We start from the raw sequence: 25,948 nt of genomic DNA on the forward strand, positions 1-25,948 counted from the left end.
CGGCGCCACGGGTTTCGACGAACACCACATGGTCGATCAGCAACGCGCTACCGGCGTCGTCCCACAAGTTCGAGGCGGACTGGGTGAGGAACTGCCGGGCGGCCAGATGCCGGTTGGCGGGATCTGCAGAAGCTGTCGACCACCGATCCACACAGCAGGCAATTGCTTGCTGCACAGATCATTTGGACCATGGCCCGGGCCGATATCCGCGGCCCGTATGTGATCAACACCGATGGGGCGCCGCTAGATGACAGGTTCGCCGAAGGCTGGACCACCTCCGACGTCGCGGCCACCGACCCGGGGGTGGCCGACGGCGCCGGTGCGGGGTTGCACGCGCTGGTGAACGGGTCGCTGGTGGGTCTGGACGGGCAGCGGTCGGTCACGGTGCCCGGAGCTTTCGGCCGGATGGGCAATCAGACGCTGGCCACGCTGTCCCGCAGCGGGCGGCAGGTGGCATCCGTGGTGACCCTGCATCGCGGCGCCCCCGATATGACCGAGTCGCTGTGGATCGGTGATCTCGGCGGCGAGGCGGTGCAATCCGCCGACGGGCACAGCCTGACGCGGCCCAGTTGGGCGCTGGACGACGCGGTCTGGGTGGTGGTCGACGGCAACAACGTGCTGCGCGCCATTCAGGAGCCGGCGTCCGGGCAACCCGCCCGGCTCCCAGTGGATTCCGGGGCGGTGGCGAGTAAGTTCCCGGGACCGATCACCGACCTGCAGCTGTCCCGGGACGGCACCCGGGCGGCGATGGTGATCGGCGGCGAGGTCATCCTTGCCGGCGTGGAACAGACCCAGGCGGGTCAGTACGCGCTGACCTATCCACGGCGGTTGGGTTTCGGGTTGGGCAACACCGTGGTGTCCCTGTACTGGCGGACCGGCGACGACATCGTGGTGACGCGCAACGACGTTGCCCATCCGGTGTCGTATGTGAACCTCGACGGGGTGAATTCCGACGCGCCGGCCCACGGTCTGCAAATCCCGTTGACGGCGATCGCGGCCAACCCGTCGACCGTCTACCTGGCGGCACCGCAAGGCGTACTGCAGTATTCGGCGTCTGCCCCGGAGAGCCAGCAGAGCTGGTCGGAGGTTCCGGGGTTGATGGTGCCCGGCGCGGCTCCGGTGCTACCGGGCTGAGTTCTTCGTCGCGATCTGCACGGCGACCTCGCCACCGCTCAGCGTAATCGGCCTGGCCGTCGGTTGCAGGCCAACTTCGCGCAGCGCAATGCGGCGGTATCGCTCGGAGTCCGGGCGGACGAGTTGCTGATCGTGCCGAAGTAGAGTTCGTTGAGTGTTGCGAATTGACGAATTGACTTGTGTGGTGGCTTTTCCTGGCGCGCCGTCTCGATGACCGCGAACACGCCGCGCGGCCGCAGGGTACGCGACAGCCGCCGGAGCAACTGGAGGTTTTCGGTCGCGCTGAAGTGACGGCCCAGGTCGGAGAGCAGCACCACGTCGCAGCGCCCGGCACTGAAATCGTGCAATAGTGCGTCCGCATCGAGGTGCACGATGCGTGCGTCCACTTCGTCGGCCGGGGGCGCCACCGACCCCCGGCTTTGGGTGTCCCCAGCACGACCGACCGCAATCGCGGATAGCGGCGGCACAGCGCAACCGAATAGTGCCCGCGGGAATCACCGACGTCGATCATATCGGTGTCTCCGCTGGAGATTGGGAGGACCTCCGCGACCTCTTGGGCCGTCAGGCGGGCCAACGCCCGCATGGATCGCAGATACTGCGCCCACTGCGTCCCGGTCATGGTCTGGTGCAACTCGAGCGGAATACCGGTCCGCACATAGTCTTCGACGTGAGCCATGAGTTGCCATTCGTCGAAGGCGAACAGCACCACGTCGACGATCGAGGTGGTGCTGTCTGCGAGCAGCCAGGTCCGTGCGGACGGGGTCAACGCGTAGCGGCTTTCGCGGTAAACCAAGTAGCCCGACCCGGCCGGTGCCAGCAGCATTGTTGGGTTGCCGCCGCGTCGGTTCCGTAACGATCGGCGACCTCGGCGACCGTTGCCGCGCCCTCGGCCAACGACTCGAACCCGCTGAGTCTGGTCGCGACCATGATCGCGCGAGCCCGGCTCAGGGCGAAGTGCGTCTCGAAAACGGCAACGGAAGTTGTTGGGACGATCCCGCTTTCCATTCCTACGTGTCATCCGGAATCATCCCGATGTGCATGTCAGGGGCGTCGTACTCGGACGTTGGCGGGGGCGATGTTCGGGTTGCTGTTGAAGACATTGTCGGGATCGTACTTCGCCTTGATGGTGGTCAGCCGTTCGTACTTGCCGTTACGGTAGGCGTCTCGCACCCGGGCGGCGTCGTCGTAGGCGAAGAAATCGTATAGGTCCCATCACTCTGCCATGCGAGACGTGGTCGCGAAAGTTTCTCGTACCCAATCGATGTGGGGTTTGCCCCGTCGCCGGGGGACCAGCGGGTGATTACGTTCAGAAAATGATCGGCGTGGCAATCGGGAAATGCGGTGTAATCTTCGGCCAGCCGGTCTTGGGCGCCATGCTGATAGCCGATTTCCATTCCCGAGATCCCTGCGAGCATCCGGTGCGCCGAGTCAACTAGCGCGCCGATGCAGTTGGCCGAAAACTCGCCGAGGTAACCGCCTTTCGTGAAATTGCACGCACCGGCACCTAGCAGGACGTCGTTGACCGACTGCAGCTCGACAAACGGTATCATGGACAATCAGGCGAAGACCGGTGCCGCGGCGCTCCACAGTTCCCGGTTGACGGCTTCGGCGTCGGCCCTGTCGCCGGTCCACGCTCACCAGCAAGCACACCGGCACGTTGACCAGTTCGTCAAGGACACCCGGCTCGGTGAACGCACGCCGCAAATACAGCACGACCCTCAGTCGTCCGACGTGCGCCGCATCGTCCGGTCGTAGTGCGCGATCGCATCGGTCGCGTCCTCCAGGCGATACATCGCGGTGCCCACTAAAATCGATTGGGCGACAACGTGTGTCGAGAATGTGAACTCGGTTACGACGCCAAAGTTGGCTCCGGCTCCGCGTAAAACCCAAAATAGGTCCAGGTTCTCCTTCGCGCTGGCGGTCACTACGTTGCCGTCGGCCAACACCGCTCGGGCCGACAGGAAGTGGTCGCAGGTAAGCCCGTGTTTGCGGTTCAGCCAGCCGACACCGCCGCCGAGGGCGAGACCGGCCACGCCCGTCTCCGACATCACCCCGGCCGGCGTGGCAAGACCGTGAAGCTGCGTTGCCCAGTCCATCTCGGCGAGCAAACAGCCGCCACCGACGCGTACGGTTCCGGCGTCGGGATCGACGGCCGCCGCGCGTATCCGGCTGAGGTCGATCACCACCCCGTCGTCGATCATGGAATGGCCGGCGACACTGTGCCCGTCGCCTTTGACGCTCAGCGCAACACCGTGACGCGATCGCGGTCGCCACATCGTCATTGGTGTGGCATTGGACGATCAATGTGGGGTAGCGATCGATCCATGGCGTTCCAGAAGCGTCGTGCGGCTGAATAGTCCCGATGTCGACAATCGAAGATGTCACCGGTTAGCTGGGTATCCAGCGCGGCAAGCTGGCGATCCGAAAAGCGCTGAGCAAGAGCATGTTCAGCGCCGACCATAGGCACACTTCCGGTTTCGATGTTCGGTTCGCTCGGCACGAGCGCCAGGTGCTGCCGTCCAATACCCCGATGACCCGGATTTGGATCAACATGGTGGCGCTCTTCAAAGACCAGGTTTTCCGGCCCGACAGCCTGCTGAACCAACCGCTGGTCGGATCGCCGTTCCTCCACAGTCTGGTGCGCGGGTTTCTTCTTGCCGCCGGGCATCGCCTCCGCGACGCGCTGGCCCGGGACACCCGGATGATCGCGCCGCGCGCTATTCGCGCCGCGATCGAGATCTTCGAGGAAAAGGCGCACCGCAGTACACCGATGTGCATCGCGCATTGATCGGCTGCGGAATAGTCAGCAGGACAAGCCCCGAGGCCATCACCGCCTTGTCCAAAAAGTTGGTGCCCGAGCGCTTCCCGGCGGGCCGGGCGATGGCTACGCACAGCGACTTCGGGGGATATTTCTACCTGGTCGTCTCGGGAAAAGTCAAGGTGTCCTACCAGCGACACGCGGACCGCGAGATTGTGCTGATGTTGCTGGGGCCGCCGGAAATCTTCGGCACCGTAACACTTTTCGATTCCGAGCCACAAGATATGACAATAACCGCTCTTACTGAGGTGGTGGTGGTATCGATCACCCGCGACCAGCTCGCGGCCTGGATGAGAGAACGCCCGGAGGTCTGCGAAAAAGTCCTGCGGCTGTTCGCCCGGTGGGTCAAGGCGATGACGAACTCGTTGAGCGACTTGGTTTCGCCGACGAGCAGGGCCGGGTTGCGAGCCGGGTGTTGCTGCTCAAACAACGATTCGGACACCAGGATGGCGAGGTAGTGCGGGTGGAACATGGGCTGACCATCGACGATCGCACATCTTGCCGGTGTCGATCCGGAAGGAGTCGCGGCGGCGCTGCGCGGGTTCGAGGCCAACGGCTGGATCCGCCTCGGGCGGCGCGGCATCGTCATCGTCACGGGCACGCACTGAGCCAGCTACGACAGGTGAGTGCGGGGGAATCAATGATGTTTGCCCGATTTGCATTGACAGATCTAAGTGTTCGCGTGCTGGGTGCGCCGATGGCCGGTGGCCCGTCGACACCGGCGCTGGCGGCTGCGATATTCAACAGCGGTGGTCTGGGCTTTCTGGCCGCAGGCTTGCTGTCCGCTGAAGGACTGGCTGACTCGATCCTGGCCCACCCGGCGGCTGACGTCGTGTCCTATCGGGGTGGCCGCGGTGCTGGCCCTGGCGGCTGCATGATCGGCGAATCTCGCCGCAAACCGTGAAATAGCCAAGTAAGGTGTGAAGAATTCGCTACGGAGTTATCAAATCGGTGGCACGGCGAGCCGAACACGAGCTAACGTCGAGAACAACGTTCAAGAACTCTTCGGGATCCAAACTGGTTCCGACTCTCGGGTCGCGATTTGCAGGCCGAGACACCATGTGCGGAGGGGGTGAGTATTAACCTAGCACCGGCGGGCTGCCTGCGGTGGTGACTGTTCCGTCATCCATCTCCAACCCCGTCGGCGCATGCTCAACGAAGCCGGCACGCTGGCGCGTGCGACGCGAAATAGAAATGAGTTGTCACGTATGTCAAGACTTACCGTGGATTCCACTCAGCTTCTGGACGAGCCGCCGGTCGGCGCCGACACCCAGGAACCCGCCACGACCGCCGAGGTCGTCTTCAAAGGCCGGAATGTCGAGGTTCCCGACCACTTCCGGGTGTACGTCTCGCAGAAACTCGCCCGGATGGAACGCTTCGATAAGACCATCTATCTCTTTGACGTCGAACTCAAGCACGAACGCAACCGCCGCCAACGTAAGTCTTGTCAGCGCGTGGAGATCACCGCGCGGGGCCGGGGGCCGGTGGTTCGCGGCGAGGCGTGCGCCGACAGTTTCTACGCCGCGTTCGAGGCCGCGGTGGTCCGCCTGGAGAGTCGCCTGCGCCGCGGGAAAGATCGCCGCAAGGTACACTACGGCGAGAAGACCCCCGTCTCGCTGGCCGAGGCCACCGCGGTGGTTCCGCCGGCGGACAAAGCCTTCGACAAGGTGGCCGCCAACTGCAAGGAGTCCCATCAGCACGACGGCGCCTAGGACGATCACCAGTTCGGCCGCGTGGTGCGCACCAAAGAACATCCAGGCTACGCCGATGTCGGTTGACGAGGCGCTCTACGAGATGGAACTCGTCGGACACGATTTCTTCTTGTTTTACGACAAGCAAAGCGAGCGGCCGTCGGTGGTCTACCGCCGCCACGCCTACGACTACGAACTGATCAGGCTGTCCTGAGGATCGCTGCGTCGGCGGTCGGCACGTCCCCGTCCCCTAACATGGGAGTCGCTTAATACAAGAAGACTCCTACCAAACAGCGAACATCCCAAAAGGGGACAACACCGTGCTGACAAAGCTGCTGCGCCTCGGTGAAGGTCGCATGGTCAAGCGCCTCAAGCGGGTGGCCGATTATGTCAACACCTTATCCGGCGACGTCGAAAAACTCACCGACGCCGAGCTGCGGGCCAAGACCGACGAGTTCCGTAGGCGCCTCACGGACGGCGAGGATTTCGACGACCTGCTGCCCGAGGCGTTCGCGGTGGCTCGCGAAGCCGCCTGGCGTGTGCTGGATCAGCGGCCGTTCGATGTTCAGGTGATGGGTGCCGCCGCCCTGCACCTGGGCAACGTCGCCGAGATGAAGACCGGTGAAGGCAAGACCCTGACCTGCGTGTTGCCCGCCTATCTCAACGCGCTGGCCGGCAAAGGCGTGCACGTCGTCACCGTTAACGACTACCTAGCCAAACGCGACAGCGAATGGATGGGCCGGGTGCATCGTTTCCTCGGCCTGCAGGTCGGGGTGATCCTGGCCAACATGACCTCCGACGAGCGGCGGGTCGCCTACAACGCCGACGTCACCTACGGCACCAACAACGAGTTCGGGTTCGACTACCTGCGCGACAACATGGCGCACTCGCTGGACGACCTGGTGCAGCGCGGCCACAACTTCGCCATCGTCGACGAGGTCGACTCCATCCTGATCGACGAGGCGCGCACCCCGCTGATCATCTCCGGGCCCGCCGACGGCGCGTCCAACTGGTACCTCGAGTTCGCGCGGCTGGCCCCGCTGATGGAAAAGGACGTTCACTACGAGGTCGACCTGCGTAAGCGCACTGTCGGCGTGCACGAGAAGGGCGTGGAGTTCGTCGAGGACCAGCTCGGCATCGACAACCTCTACGAGGCCGCCAACTCGCCGCTGGTCAGCTACCTGAACAACGCGCTGAAGGCCAAGGAGCTGTTCCACCGCGACAAGGACTACATCGTCCGCAGCGGCGAGGTGCTGATCGTCGACGAGTTCACCGGTCGGGTGCTGATCGGGCGCCGCTACAACGAGGGCATGCACCAGGCTATCGAGGCCAAGGAGCACGTCGAGATCAAGGCCGAGAACCAGACGCTGGCCACCATCACGCTACAGAACTATTTTCGGCTTTACGACAAGCTGGCCGGCATGACCGGTACCGCCCAGACCGAGGCGGCCGAGCTGCATGAGATCTACAAACTGGGTGTGGTGCCCATCCCGACCAACAAGCCGATGATCCGCACCGACCAGTCCGACCTCATCTACAAGACCGAGGAAGCCAAGTACATCGCGGTCGTCGACGACGTCACCGAGCGCTACGAAAAGGGTCAGCCGGTCCTGATCGGTACCACCAGTGTCGAACGTTCGGAGTACCTGTCCCGGCAGTTCCAGAAGCGCCGGATCCCGCACAACGTGCTCAACGCCAAGTACCACGAGCAGGAGGCGGGCATCATCGCCGTCGCCGGCCGCCGGGGCGGGGTCACGGTGGCCACCAACATGGCCGGTCGCGGCACCGACATCGTGCTGGGCGGCAATGTGGACTTCCTGACCGACCAGCGGCTGCGTGAGCGTGGCCTGGACCCGGTGGAAACGCCCGACGAGTACGAGGCGGCCTGGCACGAGGAGCTGCCGAAGGTCAAGGAGGAGGCCGCCAAGGAGGCGGCCGAGGTGATCGAGGCTGGCGGCCTGTATGTGCTGGGTACCGAACGGCACGAGTCGCGGCGCATCGACAACCAGCTGCGCGGCCGTTCCGGCCGGCAGGGCGACCCGGGTGAGTCGCGGTTCTACTTGTCGCTGGGTGACGAGCTGATGCGCCGGTTCAACGGGGCCGCGCTGGAGGCGATGCTCAACCGGCTCAACCTGCCCGACGACGTGCCGATCGAGGCCAAGATGGTCACCCGGGCGATCAAGAGCGCCCAGACCCAGGTCGAGCAGCAGAACTTCGAGGTCCGGAAGAACGTCCTGAAGTACGACGAGGTGATGAACCAGCAGCGCAAGGTGGTTTACGCCGAGCGCCGCCGTATCCTGGAGGGCGAGAACCTCAAGGAACAGGCGCTGGACATGGTCCGCGACGTCATCACCGCCTACGTCGGCGGCGCGACATCCGAAGGCTACGCCGAGGATTGGGATTTGGACGCGTTGTGGACGGCGCTCAAGACGCTCTGTCCGGTCGGGATCGAGCACCAAAGCCTCACCCATCACGACGACGAATCCGAACGGGACGACCTCACCCGCGAAGAGCTGCTCGAGGCGCTCATCAAGGATGCTGAACGGGCTTATGCCGCAAGGGAAGCCGAACTAGAGGAACTGGCCGGCGAGGGGGCGATGCGGCAGCTGGAGCGCAACGTGTTGCTCAACGTTATCGACCGGAAGTGGCGGGAACACCTCTACGAGATGGACTATCTCAAGGAGGGCATCGGGCTGCGGGCGATGGCGCAGCGTGATCCGCTGGTCGAGTACCAGCGCGAAGGTTACGACATGTTCATGGCGATGCTCGACGGCATGAAAGAGGAGTCGGTCGGATTCCTGTTCAACGTCACCGTCGAGGCGGTGCCCCCGCCCCAGGTCGCCCCGATCGAAATCCCGGAGGGGTTGGCGGAACTGGGCGCGGCGGCCGCCGAACAGCAGGACGGCACTTCCAGTGCGGCGCCGGCCGCGCCGCGGGAACCTGTGCCAAGCACCTTGCGCGCCAAGGGCATCGACAACGACGCGCCCGCACTGACGTACTCTGGCCCGACCGAAGATGGTTCGGCCGAAGTGCAACGCAACGGTGGCGGGGCGCAGAAAACTCCGGCCGGGGTGCCCGCCGGTGCCAGTCGGCGTGAACGCCGGGCCGCCGCGCGCCAGCAAGGGCGCGGAGCCAAGCCGCCGAAGTCGGTCAAGAAGCGCTAAGGCTGGGTGGAGCGCACGCGGCTGGGTGAGATCCCGTAGTGGCGGGAGAACGCGCGGCTGAAGGCGGTGGGCTGACGAATCCTCACCGCTTGGCGATGTCGCCGACCGGATCGTCTGTGTTGAGCGGGTCGGCGTAGCAGCGAGCCAGTCGGCGGCACTGAATGTGCGCGGCCAGCGGCACGTCTAGCGTCTGCAACACGTAGTACAGCGTTCGCACCGAAACATAGTGCGCCACAGCGATTGTCACGGAACTCAACTCCGGGTTGCTGAGGTTTTACTCGATATACCAGAGCACCCGTTACGCAGGTTGCCCAGATGGCCGGCGGACAGTTTCGGTGGCAGTGAGCCGCCGATGTCGGCGACCATCTGGATCATCAACGTCGTCGCCTTCGCGGCGTCGTCGGGGCTCATCGCCGCACCGTTGACGCAAGCAAGGGCAACAGATCGAACAACGGCTTCACCCCGACGAGCTGACGGCTGGGCGCCACCCGCGCGACGCCGGGCTGGTGAAATGCGGGCAGCAGCGCGACTGCTAAGACATGGGGAAGTACCAGGGTCTGTGTCCGCGCCGTCTCCGTGATCTCGTAGAGCCCGCGAAATTGCTGTCCCAACCATCGGATCACAGGGCCGGCACACGAGGGCCTCTTCGCCCTGGCGGATGCACACGCGCCCCGGCGATCGGGTACTGCAGGTCGACGACGTCCCGCGCGGTGGTGCCTTGGTGACGTGTCGTGCGGGTGCCCGTATGGGGCAGCGTCACCTCGTCGACGAGCCACATCTGCCCGAGACGTTGCTCACGTATGGTCGTCGAAAACTGCTGGGATCTAACGTCTGCAGTGGTGATCGGGAACAACGGGTAGGGACCGCGGGGCATGTCGGAGAAGACATCGAGTTCGACGGCGAGTTGCGGCTGTGCGCTGAACTCGGCCGTCATGTGACTTCGAGCTTCATGCCAAAATGATTCCTGCGGACTGGCGGAATCATCAACACAGTAGGCGCAATAAATAGGACACCGAACGCGCGAGCGCGGCCGCGACCAATTGAGGCATCAGCTCATGCGGTGATCCGTTGCCGGAGCGCAGCATCGAGGCATGAACACCTCGCTCACACCTGCCGACGCCGCATTGGTGGTCTTGCGCAACCCGACCCTGCCCGTCGGCGACGACGAACGGTTCGTTGGCTTCGGGGTTTTGAGCCTGCCCTTCGCCAGCGGGCACTACCTTGCCCTGCGCTGCATCTCCGGTGCGGCGTTCGCCCCGGGCTACCGGTCGGTGTGGCATCGCGACGCCGCCGGCGGTGTGGGCGTTTTATGCGACCAACTCAGGGGAGCGCAGTTGCGTCCGCTATTTCAGTGACGCCACTGCGCAAGACGCGGTGCAATGCGCCATCGACGTCGCGTGGTCCACACCGTGGTCGCTGTTCGTCGGAATAGCCGGCGTGCTCGAATGGCATCTCGATCTGGGCTGTACCGTGTCGACGTGGTTGATGAGGAGTCGGTTCGCGGTTGCCGGCCTGGGCATGGACCAACCGGTTGGCGCTCGGCGTCCTCGGGCGGGCCGCCGGGCCGATGCTGGGCGCCGGGCGAGTGCGGTTGGCTGGACGGTCGCCGAACGGTCAGCGATTCATGATCGCGCCCAAGCGCTTCTGGGCGGTGACCCGGTCGCGCGCGGTGTGGCGGGGCGGAGGACCTCGGCGACGTTCGGCCGCTGCTCGCACAGGCCCGACTGGCCGACTTCTGGGGAGCGTCACCCGATTGCGATAGTGCGTTGCACGGTTGCCGGCCGTCGTCTGGGACGTGGGTCCGCCGGCGGGGCGGACGGTGCTGTGGGCGTTGTTCTGGATCGGCTGGGGCACGGTATTCCTCTCGTCCTTCCTTCATGATCAGCCACGTCGACCTGTTCGGCCTGCGCCAGGTGTACCTGGCCTGGCAGCGAAAGCCTTACCGCAACTTGGATTTCCGTGTCCGATACCTATACCGTCTGGTGCGCCACCCGCTGATGTTGGGGTTCTTGATCGCCTTCTGGGCAGCGCCCACGATGACGGTCGGGCACCTGCTGTTCAGCGTTGCCATAACGGGTTACATCCTGCTCGCGGTGCAACTGGAAGAGCACGACCTCATAGAGTCGCTCGGTGATCAATACCGTGCCTACCGCAGCGAGGTCCCGGCGCTGCTGCCGTGGCCGCGCCGGCACCCGAGCGCGACCGCGGGCCAGCACTGAGCCCTGCGCGTCAACCCCGCGTGTGCGCCCCGCGCCTTAACCTATGTGTAGGGCCACCACCTGCCACCGTGTTCCGTCGCCGGTGGGTAGCGGCCTCGACCCGCGCCGCGATGGCATGCATGCGCTCTCCCCGACTGTAGCAGCCGGAGATCTCCGCGGCGGTGCTCCCGTCCAGGTCCGCCGCCGGCTGCAGCCGCATCCGGCGCAGCACCGCGGCGCCCCGGTGTTCGGGCGCTGACCGGCTGATCGCCAGCACCGAGTCCACCAGGGCGGGCACCGGCAGCGGCGCAGCTGGGCCACCGGACGCCGGTGGTTGATGACCTCGAGCACCCGCCGCAGCGCGGCGTCGGCGAACATCGCCGCCTGCGCATGGCCGCCGAACATGCCGGTGTTTGCTCCGGTTGCCGGACGGCGCGCTCGCTATAGGGACGGCGGGTCCCGTGGCCGGCCCGCCGCGCCACGGGCGGCTGGTGGCAGGCGATCGCGATCGCGACACTTCGCGCATCGGCGGCTCGTACTCGACGACGGGCACCACGTCGAAAGGGTTTACGGGCAAGCGACACTCTCCAACTCGGCCCGGTATGACTGCGACATCAACGATGTGGTCTTGGCCGTGGTGACCGGCGCGCTGGGCAATTGGCTGATGTCGCGTGGCGAAACAGTGCGGTCCAGCGCGACGATCCGGGCGATGGCTCCGCTTTCGGCGTACGCCGATGGTCAACACGATTCGACGGGGCCGGGCCAGATGATGGGTCAGGTCACCCCGTTGCTGGTCGACCTGCCGGTCGGTGAGGGTAACGCCGTGGTGCGACTAGCTACTGCACAATCAGATCCTGGCGATCGGTGTGACGTCTTATCACGGCACGCTGTATTTCGGAATCAACGCCGACCGCGACGCGATGAGCGATGTCGATCTGCTGCCGGGGTTGTTGGCTCAAAATAGCTTGAGGAGCTGCTCGGCGCTTCCCGTTAGTTGTTGGCACTGAAAATTGCTGGGGGATATATCATGCGTTCCTGTGAGTACCTCCAACGACGGCGCGTCGGGTAAGGCCAAGAAAAAGAAATCGGCCGCATCGAGCGGGCCAAAGATTTCCGATGCCGTCTATGAATCCGAATTATTCAGGCTGCAAACGGAATTCGTGAAGCTGCAGGAGTGGGTGCGCCATTTCGGGGCGCGAATCGTCGTCCTTTTCGAGGGCCGGGACGCGGCGGGCAAGGGTGGTGCCATCAAACGGATCACCGAATACCTCAGCCCCCGTGTCGCGCGCATCGCGGCGTCGCCGGTGCCCACCGAGCGGGAGCGCGGCCAGTGGTATTACCAGCGCTATATCGCCCACCTGCCCGCCAAAGGCGAGATCGTGTTGTTCGATCGGTCGTGGTACAACAGTGCCGGTATCGAGAAAGTCATGGGATTCTTTACGCCCCAAGAACATGCGTTGTTCTTGCGGCAGACGCCGATATTCTAGCAGATGCTGATCGACGACGGAATTCTGCTGCGCCAGTATTGGTTTTCGGTTTCCGAGGCCGAACAGTTGCGGCGTTTCAAGGCGCGCCGCAACGACCCGGTCCGGCGCTGGAAGCTTTCCACAATGGACCTGGAATCGGTGTATCGGTGGGAGGATTACTCGCGCGCCAAAGACGAGATGATGGTACACACCGACACGCCGGTCAGCCCTTGGTATGTCGTCGAATCCGATATCAAGAAGTACGCGCGGTTGAACATGATGAACCATCTGCTGTCCAGCGTCGAGTACTACGACGTCGAAGAGTCGAAGGTCGACTTGCCCGACCGTCCGGTGGTAAGCGGCATCTACCAGCGTCCGCGCGAGCTGTCGACATACGTCGACGATTACGCGGCTACCTTGATTGGTCGTTAGCCGTGGGCGCGGACGCACTGCAGGTCTATATCCCTGCCACCCTGTCGATGCTGCAGCGGTTGGTCGCCGAGGGCTCGCTCTGGCCCGTCAACGGCACCACCTTCGCGGTGACGCCGGCCCTGCGCGAGGCCTACGCCGAGGGCGACGACGACGAACTCGCCGACGTGGCACTGCGGGAGGCCACGTTGGCCTCGCTGCGCCTGTTGGCCACCGAAGACAGCGAAGCCCAGGACGGCGGGGCTGATGGCGCCGGGGTCACTCGGGTACGCCGCGCCGTGCTGGCCGCCGAGGTCAACCCCGGTGAAGCCGGGGCCACGTTCCGGCCGGATCTCGACGACGCCGTGGTCCGACTCGCCGGCCCCGTCACGATAGACCAGGTAATCGCTGCCTATGTCGACAACGCCGAGGCGGAACCGGCGGTGCAGCGGGCGATCGAGGCCATCGATGCGGCCGATCTGGGGGACGAGGACGCCGACCTGGTCGTCGGCGATGCGCAGGACCACGATCTGGCTTGGTACGCCAACCAGGAGCTGCCGTTCCTTCTCGAGCTGCTGTGACCGGCGAATGTGACCCAATCTGGGCCGCCAGTCTGGCTACGGTACCAGTAACTTACGGTACCGTAGACTTTGTTATGGCCAAGAAATACCAAGCGCTCAACGCGAATGTCGTCGCCACCACGCGGCCGACGGTTGCGGGCGCGGAGCGGCATCCTGGCTGGCATGCGCTGCGCAAGCTTGCCGCGCGCATCACGACGCCGCTGCTGCCCGACGATTACCTGCATCTGGCCAATCCGCTGTGGTCCGCGCGGGAATTGCGCGGTCGGGTCGTGGCGGTCCGACGGGAAACTGAGGACTCGGCGACCCTGGTGCTCAAGCCCGGCTGGGGTTTCAGCTTCGACTATGAGCCGGGTCAGTACATCGGGATCGGCCTGTTGGTGGACGGGCGCTGGCGCTGGCGGTCGTATTCGCTGACGTCCAGCCCGGTGGCGGGGCCCGGTTCCGGCCGCGAGCGCACCGTGACCATCAGCGTCAAGGCGATGCCGGAGGGTTTCCTGTCCGCGCACCTGGTGGCGGGGGTGGCGCCGGGGACGATCGTGCGTCTGGCCGCACCGCAGGGCAATTTCGTGCTGCCCGACCCGGCGCCGCAGGCGATCCTGTTCCTGACCGCCGGATCCGGCATCACTCCGGTGATATCGATGTTGCGAACGCTCGTGCGCCGCAACCAGATTGGCGATATCCGGCACGTACACTCGGCGCCTGTCGCGGCGGGCGTGATGTTCGGTGCCGAGCTCGCCGGGCTGGCGTCCACGTACCCCGGGTACCGGCTGCAGCTTCGCGAGACGCGCACTCAGGGCCGCCTTGACCTGGGCCGTCTCGACGACGAGGTGCCGGACTGGCGTGACCGTCAAACCTGGGCCTGCGGGCCGGAGGGCCTGCTCGCCGCGACCGAGAAGGTGTGGGCGGCCGCCAACCTCAGCGACCGGCTGCACCTCGAGCGGTTCGCCGCTACCAAGGCCGCGCCGGCCGGGACGGGCGGCAGCGTGACGTTCGCGCGAAGTGGGCGCACAGTGATCGCCGACGCCGCCACCTCACTGATGGATGCGGGCGAGGGCGCCGGGGTGCAGATGCCGTGCGGCTGCAGGATGGGTATCTGCCAGTCCTGCGTGGTGCCCCTCGTCGAAGGTCACGTCCGGGACCTGCGCACGGGGCAGGAACACGAGCCCGGGAGCAGGGTGCAGACGTGCATATCGGCCGCGTCCGGCGATTGCGTACTCGACATTTAGAGGCTACTCATAGGTAACCGACGGAGTCGTAGGTTACGATAGCGTAGGTACTGACCGCAGATCGAACGCCGGGAAGTGAGAACGATGGCGATCACCGACGTCGATGTATTTGCGCATCTGTCGGACGCTTATATCGAAGCCCTGGCCGTTGAGCTGGATGCCATTCGCCAAGACGTGGAGGACTCACGCGGGGAGTGCGATGCCCGCTACATCCGTCGCGCCATCGCGGCACAGCGGGCGCTAGAGGTGACCGGACGCTTGCTGCTGGCCGCGAGCTCGCGGCGCTCGGCATGGTGGGCAGGCACGGTGACCCTGGCCGTGGCCAAGATCATCGAGAACATGGAGATCGGCCACAACGTCATGCACGGCCAGTGGGACTGGATGAATGATCCGGAGATCCACTCCTCGACGTGGGAGTGGGACATGACCGGGTCGTCGAAGCACTGGCGTTACACCCACAACTTCGTGCACCACAAGTACACCAACATCCTCGACATGGATCACGACGTCGGCTACGGCATGCTTCGTGTCACCCGCGATCAGCGGTGGCGACGGTACAACGCCCTCAACCTGGTGTGGAACACCTTGCTGACCATCGGCTTTGAATGGGGAGTCGCGGTCCAGCACTTGGAGGTCGGCAAGATCCTCAAGGGCCGGCTGGACCGCGAGGAGCGTCGCAGCCGGCTGCGGGAGTTCTCCGGCAAGGCCGGGCACCAGGTGGTCAAGGACTATGTCGCGTTTCCGGCGCTGACGTCGTTGTCCCCGGGCGCGACCTACACATCCACATTGAAGGCCAACGCACTGGCGAACGTGATCCGCAACGTGTGGGCCAATGCGGTGATCTTCTGCGGCCATTTCCCGGACGGCGCCGAGAAGTTCACCCAGACCGACATGATCGGCGAAACGAAGGGCCAGTGGTACCTGCGCCAAATGCTCGGCAGCGCCAACTTCGACGCCGGGCCGGCGCTGCGGTTCATGAGCGGTAACCTGTGTCATCAGATCGAGCACCACTTGTACCCCGACCTGCCCAGCAATCGGCTGCACGAGATCTCGGGGCGGGTGCGCGAGGTCTGTGACAAGTACGACTTGCCTTACACCACAGGCTCTTTCTTGGTGCAGTATGGGAAGACCTGGCGTACACTGGCCAAGTTGTCGCTGCCCAACAGGTACTTGCGGGACGACGCCGACAACGCGCCGGAGACCCGCAGTGAGCGCATGTTTGAAGCGCTGGGGCCGGGTTTTGCGGGTACCGACCCCGCGACCGGGCGCTGGCGCGGGCTCAAGACCGCCATCGCCACCGTGCGCGGCTGGCGGCGCAGCCAAACCGCCAGCCGACCCCGGGGACTGGTGGCCTAGCTTTAGCTCGGCGTTTCCGCGGGTTGGCCATACTGGAAGCGTGCGGGTGTTCGTCGGATCGCAGGTGTCCCACTGGGACTTCCCGCGGAACACCGCCAGCGCCGCGTCGATAGCCGAATTCGGTTGTGAGAACGGGCTTGCCGTCGCCGATCTGTTCGAGGGATCCGGCCCCTGACCGCCAGGGCCTGCACGACCACACTCGCACGATCGTGGGGCGCAAGAGCTGGCGATCGCGACCAACCTGGTGCGGTTGCTGGGCGAGGAGCACGGCGCGGCCGACCTAGGGGTGCGAGTCGGCAACAACTATCACGCCGGATCGCTCGGCATCTTCGGCTTCGCCTGCCTGATCAGTTCGACGCTGGGCGATGCCATGGCGCGTTTGCCGGCAGCACAGCTGGACAGCCCGCTGCCGCGGGCCAGCGAGATGAGCGTGGCCATGTGCGAACAGCAGTGCCGAGACCTGTTGGAACGCCAACGCGAAACGCACCGGGGCGGCTCAGCGGGTCCGCGAGCGACTGGCGTCGATCGACGGCGAGCCCCACACGATCGCAGCCGTGGCTCGGCACCTGGCGGTGAGCGAGCGGACGTTGCGGCGACGGCTGGCCGAGGAGAATACCAGCTTCCGGGAACTGGCCGACGAGGTGCACCGGGTGCTGGCCGAGGAGCTGCTGGGCACCGGCGCGCTGTCGGTGGACGACATCGCGCTGCGGCTGGGCTATGGAGGCGACCAGCTTCATCGCCACCTTCAAACGTTGAACCGGCACCACGCCCGCCGATATCAGCGTTCGATGACGCCCCGCGCTCGACTCGTGGCCGGAATTATTGATTCAGTGTCCGGGTCCGGCGACGCGGACGGCCACGATGGAGTCATGACTTCGATAACTCGCCCTCGCGTGGGCTGGTGATCGGCGCCGGCTTCGGCGGTCTCGGGGCCGCCTACGAGCTGTTTAGGGACAGTCTGGCCGAGGTGACCGTGTTGGAGAAGGCCGATGACGTCGGCGGCGTCTGGGCGGGACAACACCTATTCCGGTGCCGCCTGCGATGTCCCGTCCAACCTGTACTCGTACTCCTTCGCCCGCAAGACCGACCGGGGACGCCGGTACGCCGAGCAAGGCCGACATCCTCGGCTATACATCCACGACACCGCCGACCGGCTCGGGCTGCGGAAAATGGTACGGACCGGAGTGGAGGTCATGTCGGCCTGCTACGACGAGAACACCACCACCTGGCAAGTCACGACGTCGACCGGTGCTGTGCACGAGGCCGACGTTCTGGTGCCCGCCGTGGGCCAGCTGTCGCGGCCTTTGCCCGTACAGCGTCGTAAGTAAGGGGTAGAGTGTCGCCGCGTGGGTGAGCAACCCGTCGACTTGTCGCCGGAAGCACTGGCGGAAGCGGTCAACGCTGCTCGGCAGGCGATCGGCCGCGCCGAAACCCTCGATGTGCTGGCCCTCGTCAAGTCCGAGCACCTCGGCGACCGTTCGCCGGTGGCGCTGGCCCGGCAGGCGCTGGGCACGCTGCCCAAGGAGGAACGCTCCGAGGCGGGCAAGCGCGTCAACAGCGCCCGCGGCGACGTGCAGCGCTGCTACGACGAGCGGCTGGCCGAGCTGCGGGCCGAGCGCGACGCGGCCGTGTTGGTCGCCGAAAGCATCGACGTCACACTGCCGTCCACGCGGCAGCCACCCGGGGCCCGGCACCCGATCACCATCCTGGCCGAACACGTCGCCGACACTTTCATCGCGATGGGGTGGGAGCTAGCCGAGGGCCCGGAGGTGGAGGCCGAGCAGTTCAACTTCGATGCGCTCAACTTCCCGCCCGACCATCCCGCACGTAGCGAGCAGGACACCTTCTACATCGCGCCGGAGGATTCCCGCCAGCTGCTGCGCACCCACACTTCACCGGTGCAGGTGCGCACTCTGCTGGCCCGCGAGCTGCCGGTGTATATCATCTCGATCGGCCGCACCTTCCGCACCGACGCGCTCGACGCCACGCACACGCCGGTGTTCCACCAGGTCGAGGGACTGGCGGTGGACCGCGGCCTGTCCATGGCGCACCTGCGCGGCACGCTGGACGCGTTCGCACGCGCGGAGTTCGGGCCCGAGGCCCGAACCCGGATCCGGCCGCACTTCTTCCCGTTCACCGAGCCGTCCGCCGAAGTCGACGTGTGGTTCGTCGGCAAGAAGGGCGGCGCCGGCTGGGTGGAGTGGGGCGGCTGCGGCATGTTGCACCCAAACGTGTTGCGCGCCGCGGGAATTGACCCGGAGACCTATTCCGGCTTCGCGTTCGGGATGGGACTGGAACGCACGCTGCAATTCCGCAACGGCATCCTCGACATGCGCGACATGGTCGAGGGAGACATCCGCTTTTCGCTGCCGTTTGGGGTGGGCCTGTAATGCGCATTCCGTACAGCTGGTTACGCGAAGTCGTCGCGCTCGGCGCGCCAGGCTGGGATCCCGGACCCGGCGAGGTCGAGCAGACACTGGTGCGTATCGGTCACGAGGTCGAGGACGTCATAGCGCTCGGCCCGGTCGATGGGCCGTTGACCGTGGGTCGGGTGAACGCCATCGAGGAGCTCACCGGATTCAAGAAGCCGATCCGCGCCTGCCTGGTGGACGTCGGTGACGGTCATGATCGTGGAATAGTTTGTGGTGCAACGAATTTTAATGCCGGGGATTTGGTTGTGGTGGCGCTTCCCGGTGCCATACTGCCCGGCGGTTTCGCGATCGCAGCCCGTAAGACCTACGGCCGGATTTCCGACGGGACGATCTGCTCGGCGGCCGAACTCGGTTTGGGTGCCGACCATTCCGGCATTCTGGTGCTGCCACCGGGCACCGCCGAACCGGGCGCTGCCGCGGCCGAGGTGCTCGGGTTCGACGACGTGGTCTTCGACTTGGCAATCACCCCCGACCGCGGATACGGCCTGTCGGTGCGCGGCGTGGCCCGCGAGATCGCCTGCGCCTACGACCTCAACTTCGTCGACCCGGCGTCCGATGCCGTGGTCAAGCCGTTGCCGGCCGACGGGGAGGCTTGGCCGCTGACCGTGCAGCCCGAGACCGGTGTGCGCCGCTTCGCGCTGCGCTCGGTCACCGGTATCGACCTCACCGCGGTGTCGCCGTGGTGGCTGCAGCGCCGGTTGCTGCTGTCCGGCATCCGCGCCACATCCCCGGCGGTGGACGCCACCAACTACGTGATGCTGGAACTCGGCCACCCCATGCACGCCCACGACCGCAACCGGATCACCGGCGGTTTCGCCGTGCGGTTCGCCCGGCCCGGCGAGACCGTCGTCACGCTCGATGATGTTGAGCGCAAACTCGATCCGGCGGATGTGCTGATCGTCGACGACGTCACGACCACCGCGATCGGAGGCGTGATGGGTGCCGCCAGCACCGAGGTGCGCGGCGATTCGACCGACGTGCTGCTGGAGTCGGCGGTCTGGGATCCGGCCGTGGTGTCGCGCACCCAGCGGCGGCTGCATCTGCCGAGCGAGGCGGCCCGCCGTTACGAGCGGTCCGTCGACCCGGCCATCTCGGTGGCCGCGCTGGACCACTGCGCGGCGTTGTTGGCTAACATCGCCAACGGAACGGTGTCGCCGACCTTGACCGACTGGCGTGGAGATCCGCCGGTCGGCACGTCGGCCGACGACTGGGAGGGGCCGCCGATCTCGATGGCCGTGGATCTGCCGGACCGGGTTGCCGGGGTGGGCTACCCACCGAGCACCACGGTCCGTCGTCTGACCCAAATCGGTGCTGGCGTCGCCGAATCCGACGGAACGCTGACGGTGACACCGCCGAGCTGGCGGCCCGATTTGGTGCAACCGGCCGACCTCGTCGAGGAGGTGCTGCGGCTGGAGGGGCTGGAGGTCATCCCGGCGGTGCTGCCCGCGGCGCCCGCGGGCCGGGGGCTCACGGCGGTGCAGAAGCGCCGCCGCGCGATCGGCAAGGCGCTGGCCCAGTCCGGGTTCGTCGAGATCCTGTCCACACCGTTTCTGCCCGCCGGCGTGTTCGACCTGTGGGACCTGCCCGCCGACGACCCGCGGCGCAGCACCACCCGCGTGCTCAATCCGCTGGACGCGGATCGCCCCGAGCTGGCCACCACCTTGCTGCCCGGCCTGCTGGAGGCGTTGAGCCGCAACGTGTCTCGCGGGCTGGTCAATGCGGCGCTGTATGCAATCGCCCAGGTGGTCCAGCCGACCGAACACACCCGCGGCATCGAGCTTATCCCGGTCCACCGGCGCCCTACCGACGCCGAGATCGCCGCGGTCGACGCGTCGCTGCCGCGGCAGCCGCAACACGTCGCGGCCGTGCTCACCGGGTTGCGCGAACCGCGCGGACCGTGGGGCCCTGGCCGGGCGACCGACGCCGCGGACGCGCTCGACGCGGTGCGGACCATCGCGCGTGCCGGCGAGATCGACGTCACGCTGCGGGCGGCGCAGCACCTGCCGTGGCATCCCGGGCGGTGCGCCGAGGTGCTGGTCGGACAGACGGTGGTCGGGTATGCCGGTCAGCTGCATCCCGGGGTCATCGAGCGGTCCGGGTTGCCGACGGGCACCTGCGCGCTGGAACTGAACCTCGACGCGCTGCCTATCACGGTGACGCTGCCGGCGCCCCGGGTGTCGCCGTTTCCGGCCGTGTTCCAGGACGTCAGCCTGGTGGTGGAAGCGCACGTACCGGCGCAGGCGGTGGCGGACGCCGTCCGCGAGGGTGCCGGCGACCTGCTGGAAGACCTGCAGTTGTTCGATGTGTTCACCGGCCCGCAGATCGGCGAGGGCCGCAAGTCGCTGACGTTAGCGCTGCGGTTCCGGGCGCCGGACCGCACGCTGACCGAGGACGATGCCAGCGCGGCGCGGGACGCCGCGGTGCGCAGCGCCGCCGAGGCCGTCGGCGCCGAAATACGCGCCTGAGCAGTGAGCATTGATTTGCAATCAACTGCATAATCATGTACAATCGGTGAAATGGCCGACGTGATACAGGTGGCGGTGGCGGGCGCCACCGGCTACGCGGGTGGGGAGATCCTGCGCCTGCTGCTGGGGCATCCGGCATACGCCGACGGCCGGCTCACGATCGGGGCGGTGACGGCCGCGGCCAGCGCCGGCAGCACCCTCGGCGAACACCACCCGCACCTGGCGCCGCTGACCGCCCGCGTGGTCGAGCCCATCGAGCCGGACCTGCTGCGCGGTCACGACGTCGTCTTCTTGGGCCTGCCGCATGGACATTCGGCCGCGCTGGCTGAGCAGCTCGGCCCGGACACCCTGATCATCGACTGCGGCGCGGACTTCCGGCTCACCGATCCCGCTGCGTGGGAACGGTTCTACGGCTCCCCGCACGCCGGCAGCTGGCCCTACGGCCTGCCGGAGTTGCCGGGCGCCCGGGAACGGCTGCGCGGCGCCCGCCGCATCGCGGTGCCCGGCTGCTTTCCGACCGTGGCGCTGCTGTCATTGCTACCCGCGGTGGCCGAGGACCTGGTCGAGCCGGCCGTCACCGTCGTCGCCGTCAGCGGCACCTCAGGCGCGGGCCGTGCGGCCAAGACCGACCTGCTCGGCGCCGAGGTGATCGGTTCGGCGCGGGCCTACGACATCGGCGGCGTCCACCGGCACATCCCCGAGATCGCCCAGGGGCTGCGGGCCGTCACCAATCGCGACGTCACGGTGTTGTTCACTCCGGTATTGATCCCGACCTCCCGCGGCATCCTGGCCACCTGCACCGCACGCACCCGGGCGCCGCTGTCGCAGCTGCGCGCGGCATACGTAAAGGCTTACGACGCGGAGCCGTTCATCCACCTGATGCCTGAAGGGCAGTTGCCCCGCACCGGCTCGGTCATCGGCAGCAATGCCGCGCAGATCGCGGTCGCGGTGGACGAGGACGCCGCGACGTTCGTCACCATCGCCGCGATCGACAATCTTACCAAGGGCACCGGTGGCGCGGCGGTGCAGTCGATGAACCTGGCGCTGGGCTGGCCCGAGACGGACGGTCTGTCGGTGGTCGGGGTGGCGCCATGACCGATCTCGTCCCCGCGAGCGAGTCGGCGGCGTCCGGGACGCGGCTGGTCCGCACCCAGGGTGTTACGGCGGCCGGCGGGTTCCGCGCCGCCGGTATCGCCGCCGGTATCAAGAAGTCCGGCCGCCGCGACCTCGCACTGGTGTTTAACGAAGGACCCGACTACGCGGCCGCTGGTGTGTTCACCCGCAACCAGGTGAAGGCCGCGCCGGTGCTGTGGACCCAGCAGGTGCTCACCACCGGCCAGCTGCGGGCGGTTATCCTCAACTCGGGCGGCGCGAACGCCTGCACCGGACCCGGTGGCTTTCAGGACACCCACGCGACCGCCGGAGCCGTCGCGGCCGCGCTGTCGGACTGGGGCACCAAGACCGGGGCCATAGAGGTTGCAGTCTGCTCCACCGGCCTGATCGGCGACCGGCTGCCGATGGACAAGGTGCTCGCCGGGGTCACGACCATCGTGCACGAGATGCACGGCGGGCTCAGCGGCGGCGACGAGGCCGCGCAGGCTATCATGACCACCGACACGGTGCCCAAACAGGTTGCGCTGCATCATCAGAACAACTGGACCGTCGGCGGCATGGCCAAGGGCGCGGGCATGATGGCGCCCTCGCTGGCCACCATGTTGTGCGTGCTAACCACCGACGCCGTCGCCGAAGCGGCCGCGCTGGACGGCGCGCTGCTCCGCGCATCCGCCCGCACCTTCGATCGGCTCGATATCGACGGGTGCTGTTCCACCAACGACACGGTGCTGCTGATGGCCTCGGGCGCCAGCGGCATCGCGCCGTCGCAGGAGGAGCTCGACGACGCTGTGCTGCGGGTCTGCGACGACCTGTGCGTGCAGCTACAGGCCGACGCCGAGGGCGTTACCAAGCGGGTGACGGTCACCGTGACCGGGGCCCGCTCGGAGCCCGACGCCGAACTGGCCGCCCGCGCGGTCGCCCGCGACAGCCTGGTCAAGACCGCAATGTTCGGCTCGGATCCCAACTGGGGCCGGGTGGTGGCCGCCGTGGGCCTGGCCCCCGGGGTGTTCGTCGATCCCGACCGAATCACGGTGTCGTTCAACGGGTTTGTGGTCTTAACCGACGGCATCGGTACGCCGAACTCGCGCGAGGTGGATCTGTCAGGTCCCGACATCGCCATCGTCGTCGACCTCGGGCTCGGCGACGGCGAGGCCACCATCCGTACCACCGATCTGTCGCACAGCTACGTCGAAGAGAACTCGGCCTACAGCTCATGACGACCAATGCGGCCGACGAGCTCCCCACCCAGGTCAAGGCGCAGGTGCTGGCCGAGGTGCTGCCCTGGCTGCAGCAACTGCACGGCCGGATCGTCGTCGTCAAGTACGGCGGCAACGCGATGACCGACGAGTCGCTGCGGCAAGCGTTCGCCGACGACATGGCTTTCCTGCGTAACTGCGGCATTCATCCCGTCGTTGTGCACGGCGGCGGCCCGCAGATCACCGCGATGCTGCGCCGGCTGGGTATTGACAAGGGCGGCTTCAAAGGCGGGTTCCGAGTCACCACACCGGAAGTGCTCGACGTCGCGCGGATGGTGCTGTTCGGTCAGGTGGGCCGCGAGCTGGTCAACCTGATCAACGCGTACGGACCGTACGCCGTCGGCATCACCGGCGAGGACGCGCAGCTGTTCACCGCGGTGCGGCGCAGCGTCACCGTCGATGGCGTGGCCACCGACATCGGCTTGGTCGGCGACGTCGACAAGGTCAACGCCGCCGCAGTGCTGGATCTTATTGCGGCACGGCGCATCCCGGTGGTGTCGACGCTCGCGCCGGACGCCGAGGGCGTGGTGCACAACATCAACGCCGACACCGCCGCGGCCGCGCTGGCCGAGGCGCTCGGCGCCGAAAAGCTGTTGATGCTCACCGATGTCGAGGGGCTCTACACCAGCTGGCCGGACCGTGACTCGCTGGTGAGCGAAATCGACACCGCCACCTTGGCGCAATTACTGCCCACGCTCGAAGCCGGGATGATCCCCAAGATCGAAGCCTGCCTGCGGGCGGTCTCGGGGGGTGTGCCCAGCGCTCACGTCATCGACGGCCGGGTCAAGCACTGCGTACTGGTCGAGCTGTTCACCAATGCGGGCACCGGCACCAAGGTGGTGCCCGCGTGACGCCGATGCCGGCGATGGGGAAGGAACGGGTGCCCGTGACCGAGACAACCGAGACGGCTGTCATGCGACAGCGCTGGGAAGCCGTGATGACCAACAACTACGGCACCCCGGCGATAGCGCTGGCCAGCGGTGACGGTTCCGTGGTCACCGATGTCGACGGCAAGAGCTACCTCGACCTGCTCGCCGGCATCGCGGTCAACGTGCTCGGGCACCGGCACCCGGCGCTCATTGAGGCCGTCACCCGGCAGATGTCGACGCTGGGCCACACCTCCAACCTGTATCTCACCGAACCGGGCATCGCGCTGGCCGAGGAGCTGGTCGCGCAGCTGGGCGCCGACACCCCGGCCCAGGTGTTCTTCTGCAACTCCGGCACCGAAGCCAACGAGGTGGCGTTCAAACTGTCCCGGCTCACCGGCCGCACCAAACTTGTTGCGGCGCAAGACGGTTTCCACGGACGGACGATGGGTTCGCTGGCGCTGACCGGCCAGCTGGCCAAGCAGGCGCCGTTCGAGCCGCTGCCCGGTGACGTCACCCACGTGCCCTACGGTGACGCCGACGCGCTGGCCGCCGCGGTCGACGACGACACCGCGGCGCTGTTTTTGGAGCCGATCATGGGGGAGAGCGGCGTCGTGGTCCCGCCCCCGGGGTACCTGGCCGTGGCTCGCGACATCACCGCGCGCCACGGCGCGCTGCTGGTGCTCGACGAGGTGCAAACCGGAATCGGGCGCACCGGAACGTTTTTCGCCCATCAGCAGGACAGCATCACCCCCGACGTGGTCACCCTGGCCAAGGGCCTGGCCGGCGGGCTGCCGGTTGGGGCGGTGCTGGTCGTCGGGCCCGCCGCCGATCTGCTGACCCCCGGCATGCACGGCAGCACCTTCGGTGGCAACCCGGTGTGCGCCGCAGCCGCCCGTGCCGTGCTGCGGGTGATTGTCGACGACGACCTGATGCGACACGCCGACGAAATGGGAAAGGTGTTGCGGCACAGCATCGAATCGCTGGATCACCCGCTGATCGACCACGTCCGCGGCCGCGGGCTGCTGTGCGGGGTGGTGCTGACAGCGCCGCGTGCCAAGGACATCGAGGCCGCCGCCCGCGACGGCGGGTTCCTGGTCAACGCCGCCGCGCCAGACGTGATCCGGTTGGCGCCTCCGCTGATCATCACCGAGGCCCAGATCGGCGCCTTCGTCACCGCGCTGCCCGGGATCCTCGACACGGTGGGCGCTGATGACTAGACACTTTCTGCGCGACGACGATCTGTCCCCGGCCGAACAGGCCGAGGTCCTCGAGCTGGCCGCCGAGCTGAAGAAGAACCCGTTCAGCCGTCGCCCCCTGGACGGGCCGCGCGGCGTGGCGGTGCTGTTCGACAAGAACTCCACCCGCACCCGGTTCTCGTTCGAGGTCGGCGTCGCCCAGCTGGGCGGTCACGCCGTGGTCGTCGACAGCGGCAGCACCCAACTGGGCCGCGACGAGACCCTGCAGGACACCACGCAGGTGCTGTCCCGCTACGTCGAGGTGATCGTCTGGCGCACCTTCGGCCAGGACCGGCTCGAGGCGATGGCTCAGACCGCGACCGTTCCGGTGGTCAACGCGCTGTCCGATGACTTTCACCCCTGCCAGGTGCTGGCGGATCTGCAGACCATCTCCGAGCACAAGGGACCGCTGGCCGGCTTGCGGCTGTCCTACTTCGGCGACGGCGCCAACAACATGGCGCACTCCCTGATGCTTGGCGGCGTGACCGCCGGCATCCACGTCACGGTGGCCGCCCCGGACGGCTTCACCCCCAACC

General features: G+C 66.6%; 25 protein-coding genes and 7 pseudogenes. 23 read left to right on the plus strand and 9 right to left on the minus strand.

Features of this window, described 5'->3' with window-relative positions:
- Nucleotides 1–111: 111 nt before the first annotated feature.
- A pseudogene (locus FQ389_RS14465) lies at nt 112–1,134 on the plus strand (LpqB family beta-propeller domain-containing protein); the annotation flags it as partial.
- A 38-nt stretch (nt 1,135–1,172) separates the two neighbouring features.
- Here FQ389_RS14465 and FQ389_RS14470 read toward each other — a convergent pair.
- The 3 genes from FQ389_RS14470 to FQ389_RS14480 all read right to left on the minus strand — a co-directional run bounded on the left by FQ389_RS14470 (nt 1,173) and on the right by FQ389_RS14480 (nt 3,410).
- Nucleotides 1,173–1,541 carry a hypothetical protein gene (locus FQ389_RS14470; protein ID WP_144208844.1) on the minus strand — a complete coding sequence of 123 codons (369 nt, stop codon included), beginning with the start codon at nt 1,539–1,541 and terminating at the stop codon, nt 1,173–1,175.
- A gap of 634 nt (nt 1,542–2,175) precedes the next feature.
- The gene (locus FQ389_RS14475) at nt 2,176–2,304 is read right to left on the minus strand and encodes a BBE domain-containing protein (RefSeq protein WP_144208847.1); all 129 of its coding nucleotides are present in this window, start codon (nt 2,302–2,304) and stop codon (nt 2,176–2,178) included.
- Nucleotides 2,305–2,852: 548 nt separating this feature from the next.
- Nucleotides 2,853–3,410 (minus strand): FAD-binding oxidoreductase, encoded by a 558-nt coding sequence (locus FQ389_RS14480; RefSeq protein WP_186296446.1) that lies wholly within the window; start codon nt 3,408–3,410, stop codon nt 2,853–2,855.
- 233 nt (nt 3,411–3,643) lie between these two features.
- Between FQ389_RS14480 and FQ389_RS14485 the strand changes: the two genes are divergently transcribed.
- From FQ389_RS14485 to secA, 5 genes and pseudogenes are all read left to right on the plus strand, one after another.
- A complete protein-coding gene (locus FQ389_RS14485; RefSeq protein ID WP_260860789.1) occupies nt 3,644–3,922 on the plus strand; it encodes a hypothetical protein in 279 nt (92 codons plus the stop codon).
- Complete coding sequence (locus FQ389_RS14490; protein ID WP_144208856.1) at nt 3,919–4,410, plus strand: Crp/Fnr family transcriptional regulator; 492 nt, start codon at nt 3,919–3,921, stop codon at nt 4,408–4,410. The genes FQ389_RS14485 and FQ389_RS14490 overlap by 4 nt, the downstream gene beginning before the upstream one ends.
- 185 nt (nt 4,411–4,595) lie before the next feature.
- A pseudogene (locus FQ389_RS21360) lies at nt 4,596–4,778 on the plus strand (nitronate monooxygenase); the annotation flags it as partial.
- A 397-nt stretch (nt 4,779–5,175) separates the two neighbouring features.
- A pseudogene (gene hpf, locus FQ389_RS14500) lies at nt 5,176–5,857 on the plus strand (ribosome hibernation-promoting factor, HPF/YfiA family).
- A 106-nt stretch (nt 5,858–5,963) separates the two neighbouring features.
- Complete coding sequence (gene secA / locus FQ389_RS14505; RefSeq protein ID WP_144208861.1) at nt 5,964–8,807, plus strand: preprotein translocase subunit SecA; 2,844 nt, start codon at nt 5,964–5,966, stop codon at nt 8,805–8,807.
- 82 nt (nt 8,808–8,889) lie between these two features.
- Here the strand turns inward: secA and FQ389_RS18195 are convergent, their stop codons facing one another.
- From FQ389_RS18195 to FQ389_RS14515, 4 genes are read right to left on the minus strand one after another with little or no spacing between them, the layout of a single operon-like run.
- Complete coding sequence (locus tag FQ389_RS18195) at nt 8,890–9,054, minus strand: hypothetical protein (RefSeq protein ID WP_186296449.1); 165 nt, start codon at nt 9,052–9,054, stop codon at nt 8,890–8,892.
- Nucleotides 9,055–9,059: 5 nt separating this feature from the next.
- Nucleotides 9,060–9,218: a hypothetical protein gene (locus FQ389_RS18200; RefSeq protein ID WP_186296450.1), complete on the minus strand. Its 159-nt coding sequence runs from the start codon at nt 9,216–9,218 to the stop codon at nt 9,060–9,062.
- Nucleotides 9,215–9,418, minus strand: coding sequence for a hypothetical protein (locus tag FQ389_RS14510; protein ID WP_144208864.1), 204 nt, complete (start codon nt 9,416–9,418; stop codon nt 9,215–9,217). The genes FQ389_RS18200 and FQ389_RS14510 overlap by 4 nt, the downstream gene beginning before the upstream one ends.
- Before the next feature lie 8 nt (nt 9,419–9,426).
- Entirely contained in the window at nt 9,427–9,741 is a 315-nt protein-coding gene (locus FQ389_RS14515) for a hypothetical protein (RefSeq protein WP_144208867.1), read from the minus strand.
- A 157-nt stretch (nt 9,742–9,898) separates the two neighbouring features.
- Between FQ389_RS14515 and FQ389_RS14520 the strand changes: the two genes are divergently transcribed.
- Both FQ389_RS14520 and FQ389_RS14525 read left to right on the plus strand, forming a co-directional pair.
- Nucleotides 9,899–10,162, plus strand: coding sequence for a hypothetical protein (locus FQ389_RS14520; RefSeq protein WP_144208869.1), 264 nt, complete (start codon nt 9,899–9,901; stop codon nt 10,160–10,162).
- A gap of 419 nt (nt 10,163–10,581) precedes the next feature.
- Nucleotides 10,582–11,026 (plus strand): annotated as a pseudogene (locus tag FQ389_RS14525) (methyltransferase family protein); the annotation flags it as partial.
- A 10-nt stretch (nt 11,027–11,036) separates the two neighbouring features.
- Here the strand turns inward: FQ389_RS14525 and FQ389_RS20470 are convergent.
- The gene (locus FQ389_RS20470) at nt 11,037–11,303 is read right to left on the minus strand and encodes a hypothetical protein (protein WP_260860794.1); all 267 of its coding nucleotides are present in this window, start codon (nt 11,301–11,303) and stop codon (nt 11,037–11,039) included.
- 297 nt (nt 11,304–11,600) lie between these two features.
- Here FQ389_RS20470 and FQ389_RS14535 point away from each other — a divergent pair.
- From FQ389_RS14535 to FQ389_RS20475, 6 genes and pseudogenes are all read left to right on the plus strand, one after another.
- Nucleotides 11,601–11,999, plus strand: a pseudogene (locus FQ389_RS14535) (WS/DGAT domain-containing protein); the annotation flags it as partial.
- A 43-nt stretch (nt 12,000–12,042) separates the two neighbouring features.
- Nucleotides 12,043–12,903: pseudogene (gene ppk2 / locus FQ389_RS14540) on the plus strand (polyphosphate kinase 2).
- 17 nt (nt 12,904–12,920) lie between these two features.
- Nucleotides 12,921–13,460 (plus strand): DUF6912 family protein, encoded by a 540-nt coding sequence (locus tag FQ389_RS14545; protein WP_407662901.1) that lies wholly within the window; start codon nt 12,921–12,923, stop codon nt 13,458–13,460.
- Between the two features lie 74 nt (nt 13,461–13,534).
- Nucleotides 13,535–14,686, plus strand: a complete 1,152-nt coding sequence (locus tag FQ389_RS14550; protein ID WP_144208875.1) for a ferredoxin reductase — start codon at nt 13,535–13,537, stop codon at nt 14,684–14,686.
- A gap of 84 nt (nt 14,687–14,770) precedes the next feature.
- Nucleotides 14,771–16,042 carry a fatty acid desaturase family protein gene (locus FQ389_RS14555; protein ID WP_144208878.1) on the plus strand — a complete coding sequence of 424 codons (1,272 nt, stop codon included), beginning with the start codon at nt 14,771–14,773 and terminating at the stop codon, nt 16,040–16,042.
- 40 nt (nt 16,043–16,082) lie between these two features.
- Nucleotides 16,083–16,217, plus strand: coding sequence for a hypothetical protein (locus FQ389_RS20475; protein ID WP_260860791.1), 135 nt, complete (start codon nt 16,083–16,085; stop codon nt 16,215–16,217).
- A 131-nt stretch (nt 16,218–16,348) separates the two neighbouring features.
- Here the strand turns inward: FQ389_RS20475 and FQ389_RS20480 are convergent, their stop codons facing one another.
- Complete coding sequence (locus tag FQ389_RS20480) at nt 16,349–16,480, minus strand: hypothetical protein (protein ID WP_260860795.1); 132 nt, start codon at nt 16,478–16,480, stop codon at nt 16,349–16,351.
- 116 nt (nt 16,481–16,596) lie between these two features.
- Here FQ389_RS20480 and FQ389_RS20485 point away from each other — a divergent pair, with 116 nt between their 5' ends.
- The 9 genes and pseudogenes from FQ389_RS20485 to FQ389_RS14600 form a co-directional block, all read left to right on the plus strand.
- A complete protein-coding gene (locus tag FQ389_RS20485) occupies nt 16,597–16,947 on the plus strand; it encodes a helix-turn-helix domain-containing protein (protein WP_260860796.1) in 351 nt (116 codons plus the stop codon).
- Nucleotides 16,944–17,366, plus strand: a complete 423-nt coding sequence (locus tag FQ389_RS14565; protein WP_260860792.1) for an NAD(P)-binding protein — start codon at nt 16,944–16,946, stop codon at nt 17,364–17,366. Before FQ389_RS20485 ends, FQ389_RS14565 begins: the two co-directional genes overlap by 4 nt.
- A gap of 22 nt (nt 17,367–17,388) precedes the next feature.
- The gene (gene pheS / locus FQ389_RS14570) at nt 17,389–18,432 is read left to right on the plus strand and encodes a phenylalanine--tRNA ligase subunit alpha (protein WP_144208881.1); all 1,044 of its coding nucleotides are present in this window, start codon (nt 17,389–17,391) and stop codon (nt 18,430–18,432) included.
- Entirely contained in the window at nt 18,432–20,939 is a 2,508-nt protein-coding gene (gene pheT / locus FQ389_RS14575) for a phenylalanine--tRNA ligase subunit beta (protein WP_144208884.1), read from the plus strand. The genes pheS and pheT overlap by 1 nt, the downstream gene beginning before the upstream one ends.
- A gap of 51 nt (nt 20,940–20,990) precedes the next feature.
- Nucleotides 20,991–22,034, plus strand: a complete 1,044-nt coding sequence (argC, locus tag FQ389_RS14580) for an N-acetyl-gamma-glutamyl-phosphate reductase (protein WP_144208887.1) — start codon at nt 20,991–20,993, stop codon at nt 22,032–22,034.
- Nucleotides 22,031–23,269 (plus strand): bifunctional glutamate N-acetyltransferase/amino-acid acetyltransferase ArgJ, encoded by a 1,239-nt coding sequence (gene argJ, locus FQ389_RS14585; RefSeq protein ID WP_144208890.1) that lies wholly within the window; start codon nt 22,031–22,033, stop codon nt 23,267–23,269. The genes argC and argJ overlap by 4 nt, the downstream gene beginning before the upstream one ends.
- Complete coding sequence (argB, locus tag FQ389_RS14590) at nt 23,266–24,159, plus strand: acetylglutamate kinase (protein ID WP_144208893.1); 894 nt, start codon at nt 23,266–23,268, stop codon at nt 24,157–24,159. Before argJ ends, argB begins: the two co-directional genes overlap by 4 nt.
- Before the next feature lie 14 nt (nt 24,160–24,173).
- On the plus strand, nt 24,174–25,394 hold the full coding sequence (locus FQ389_RS14595; protein ID WP_144208899.1) for an acetylornithine transaminase: 1,221 nt from the start codon (nt 24,174–24,176) through the stop codon (nt 25,392–25,394).
- Nucleotides 25,387–25,948 (plus strand): annotated as a pseudogene (locus tag FQ389_RS14600) (ornithine carbamoyltransferase); the annotation flags it as partial. The gene FQ389_RS14595 and the pseudogene FQ389_RS14600, both read left to right, overlap by 8 nt.

Source organism: Mycobacterium tilburgii (assembly GCF_902168065.1).
GTDB lineage: Bacteria > Actinomycetota > Actinomycetes > Mycobacteriales > Mycobacteriaceae > Mycobacterium > Mycobacterium tilburgii.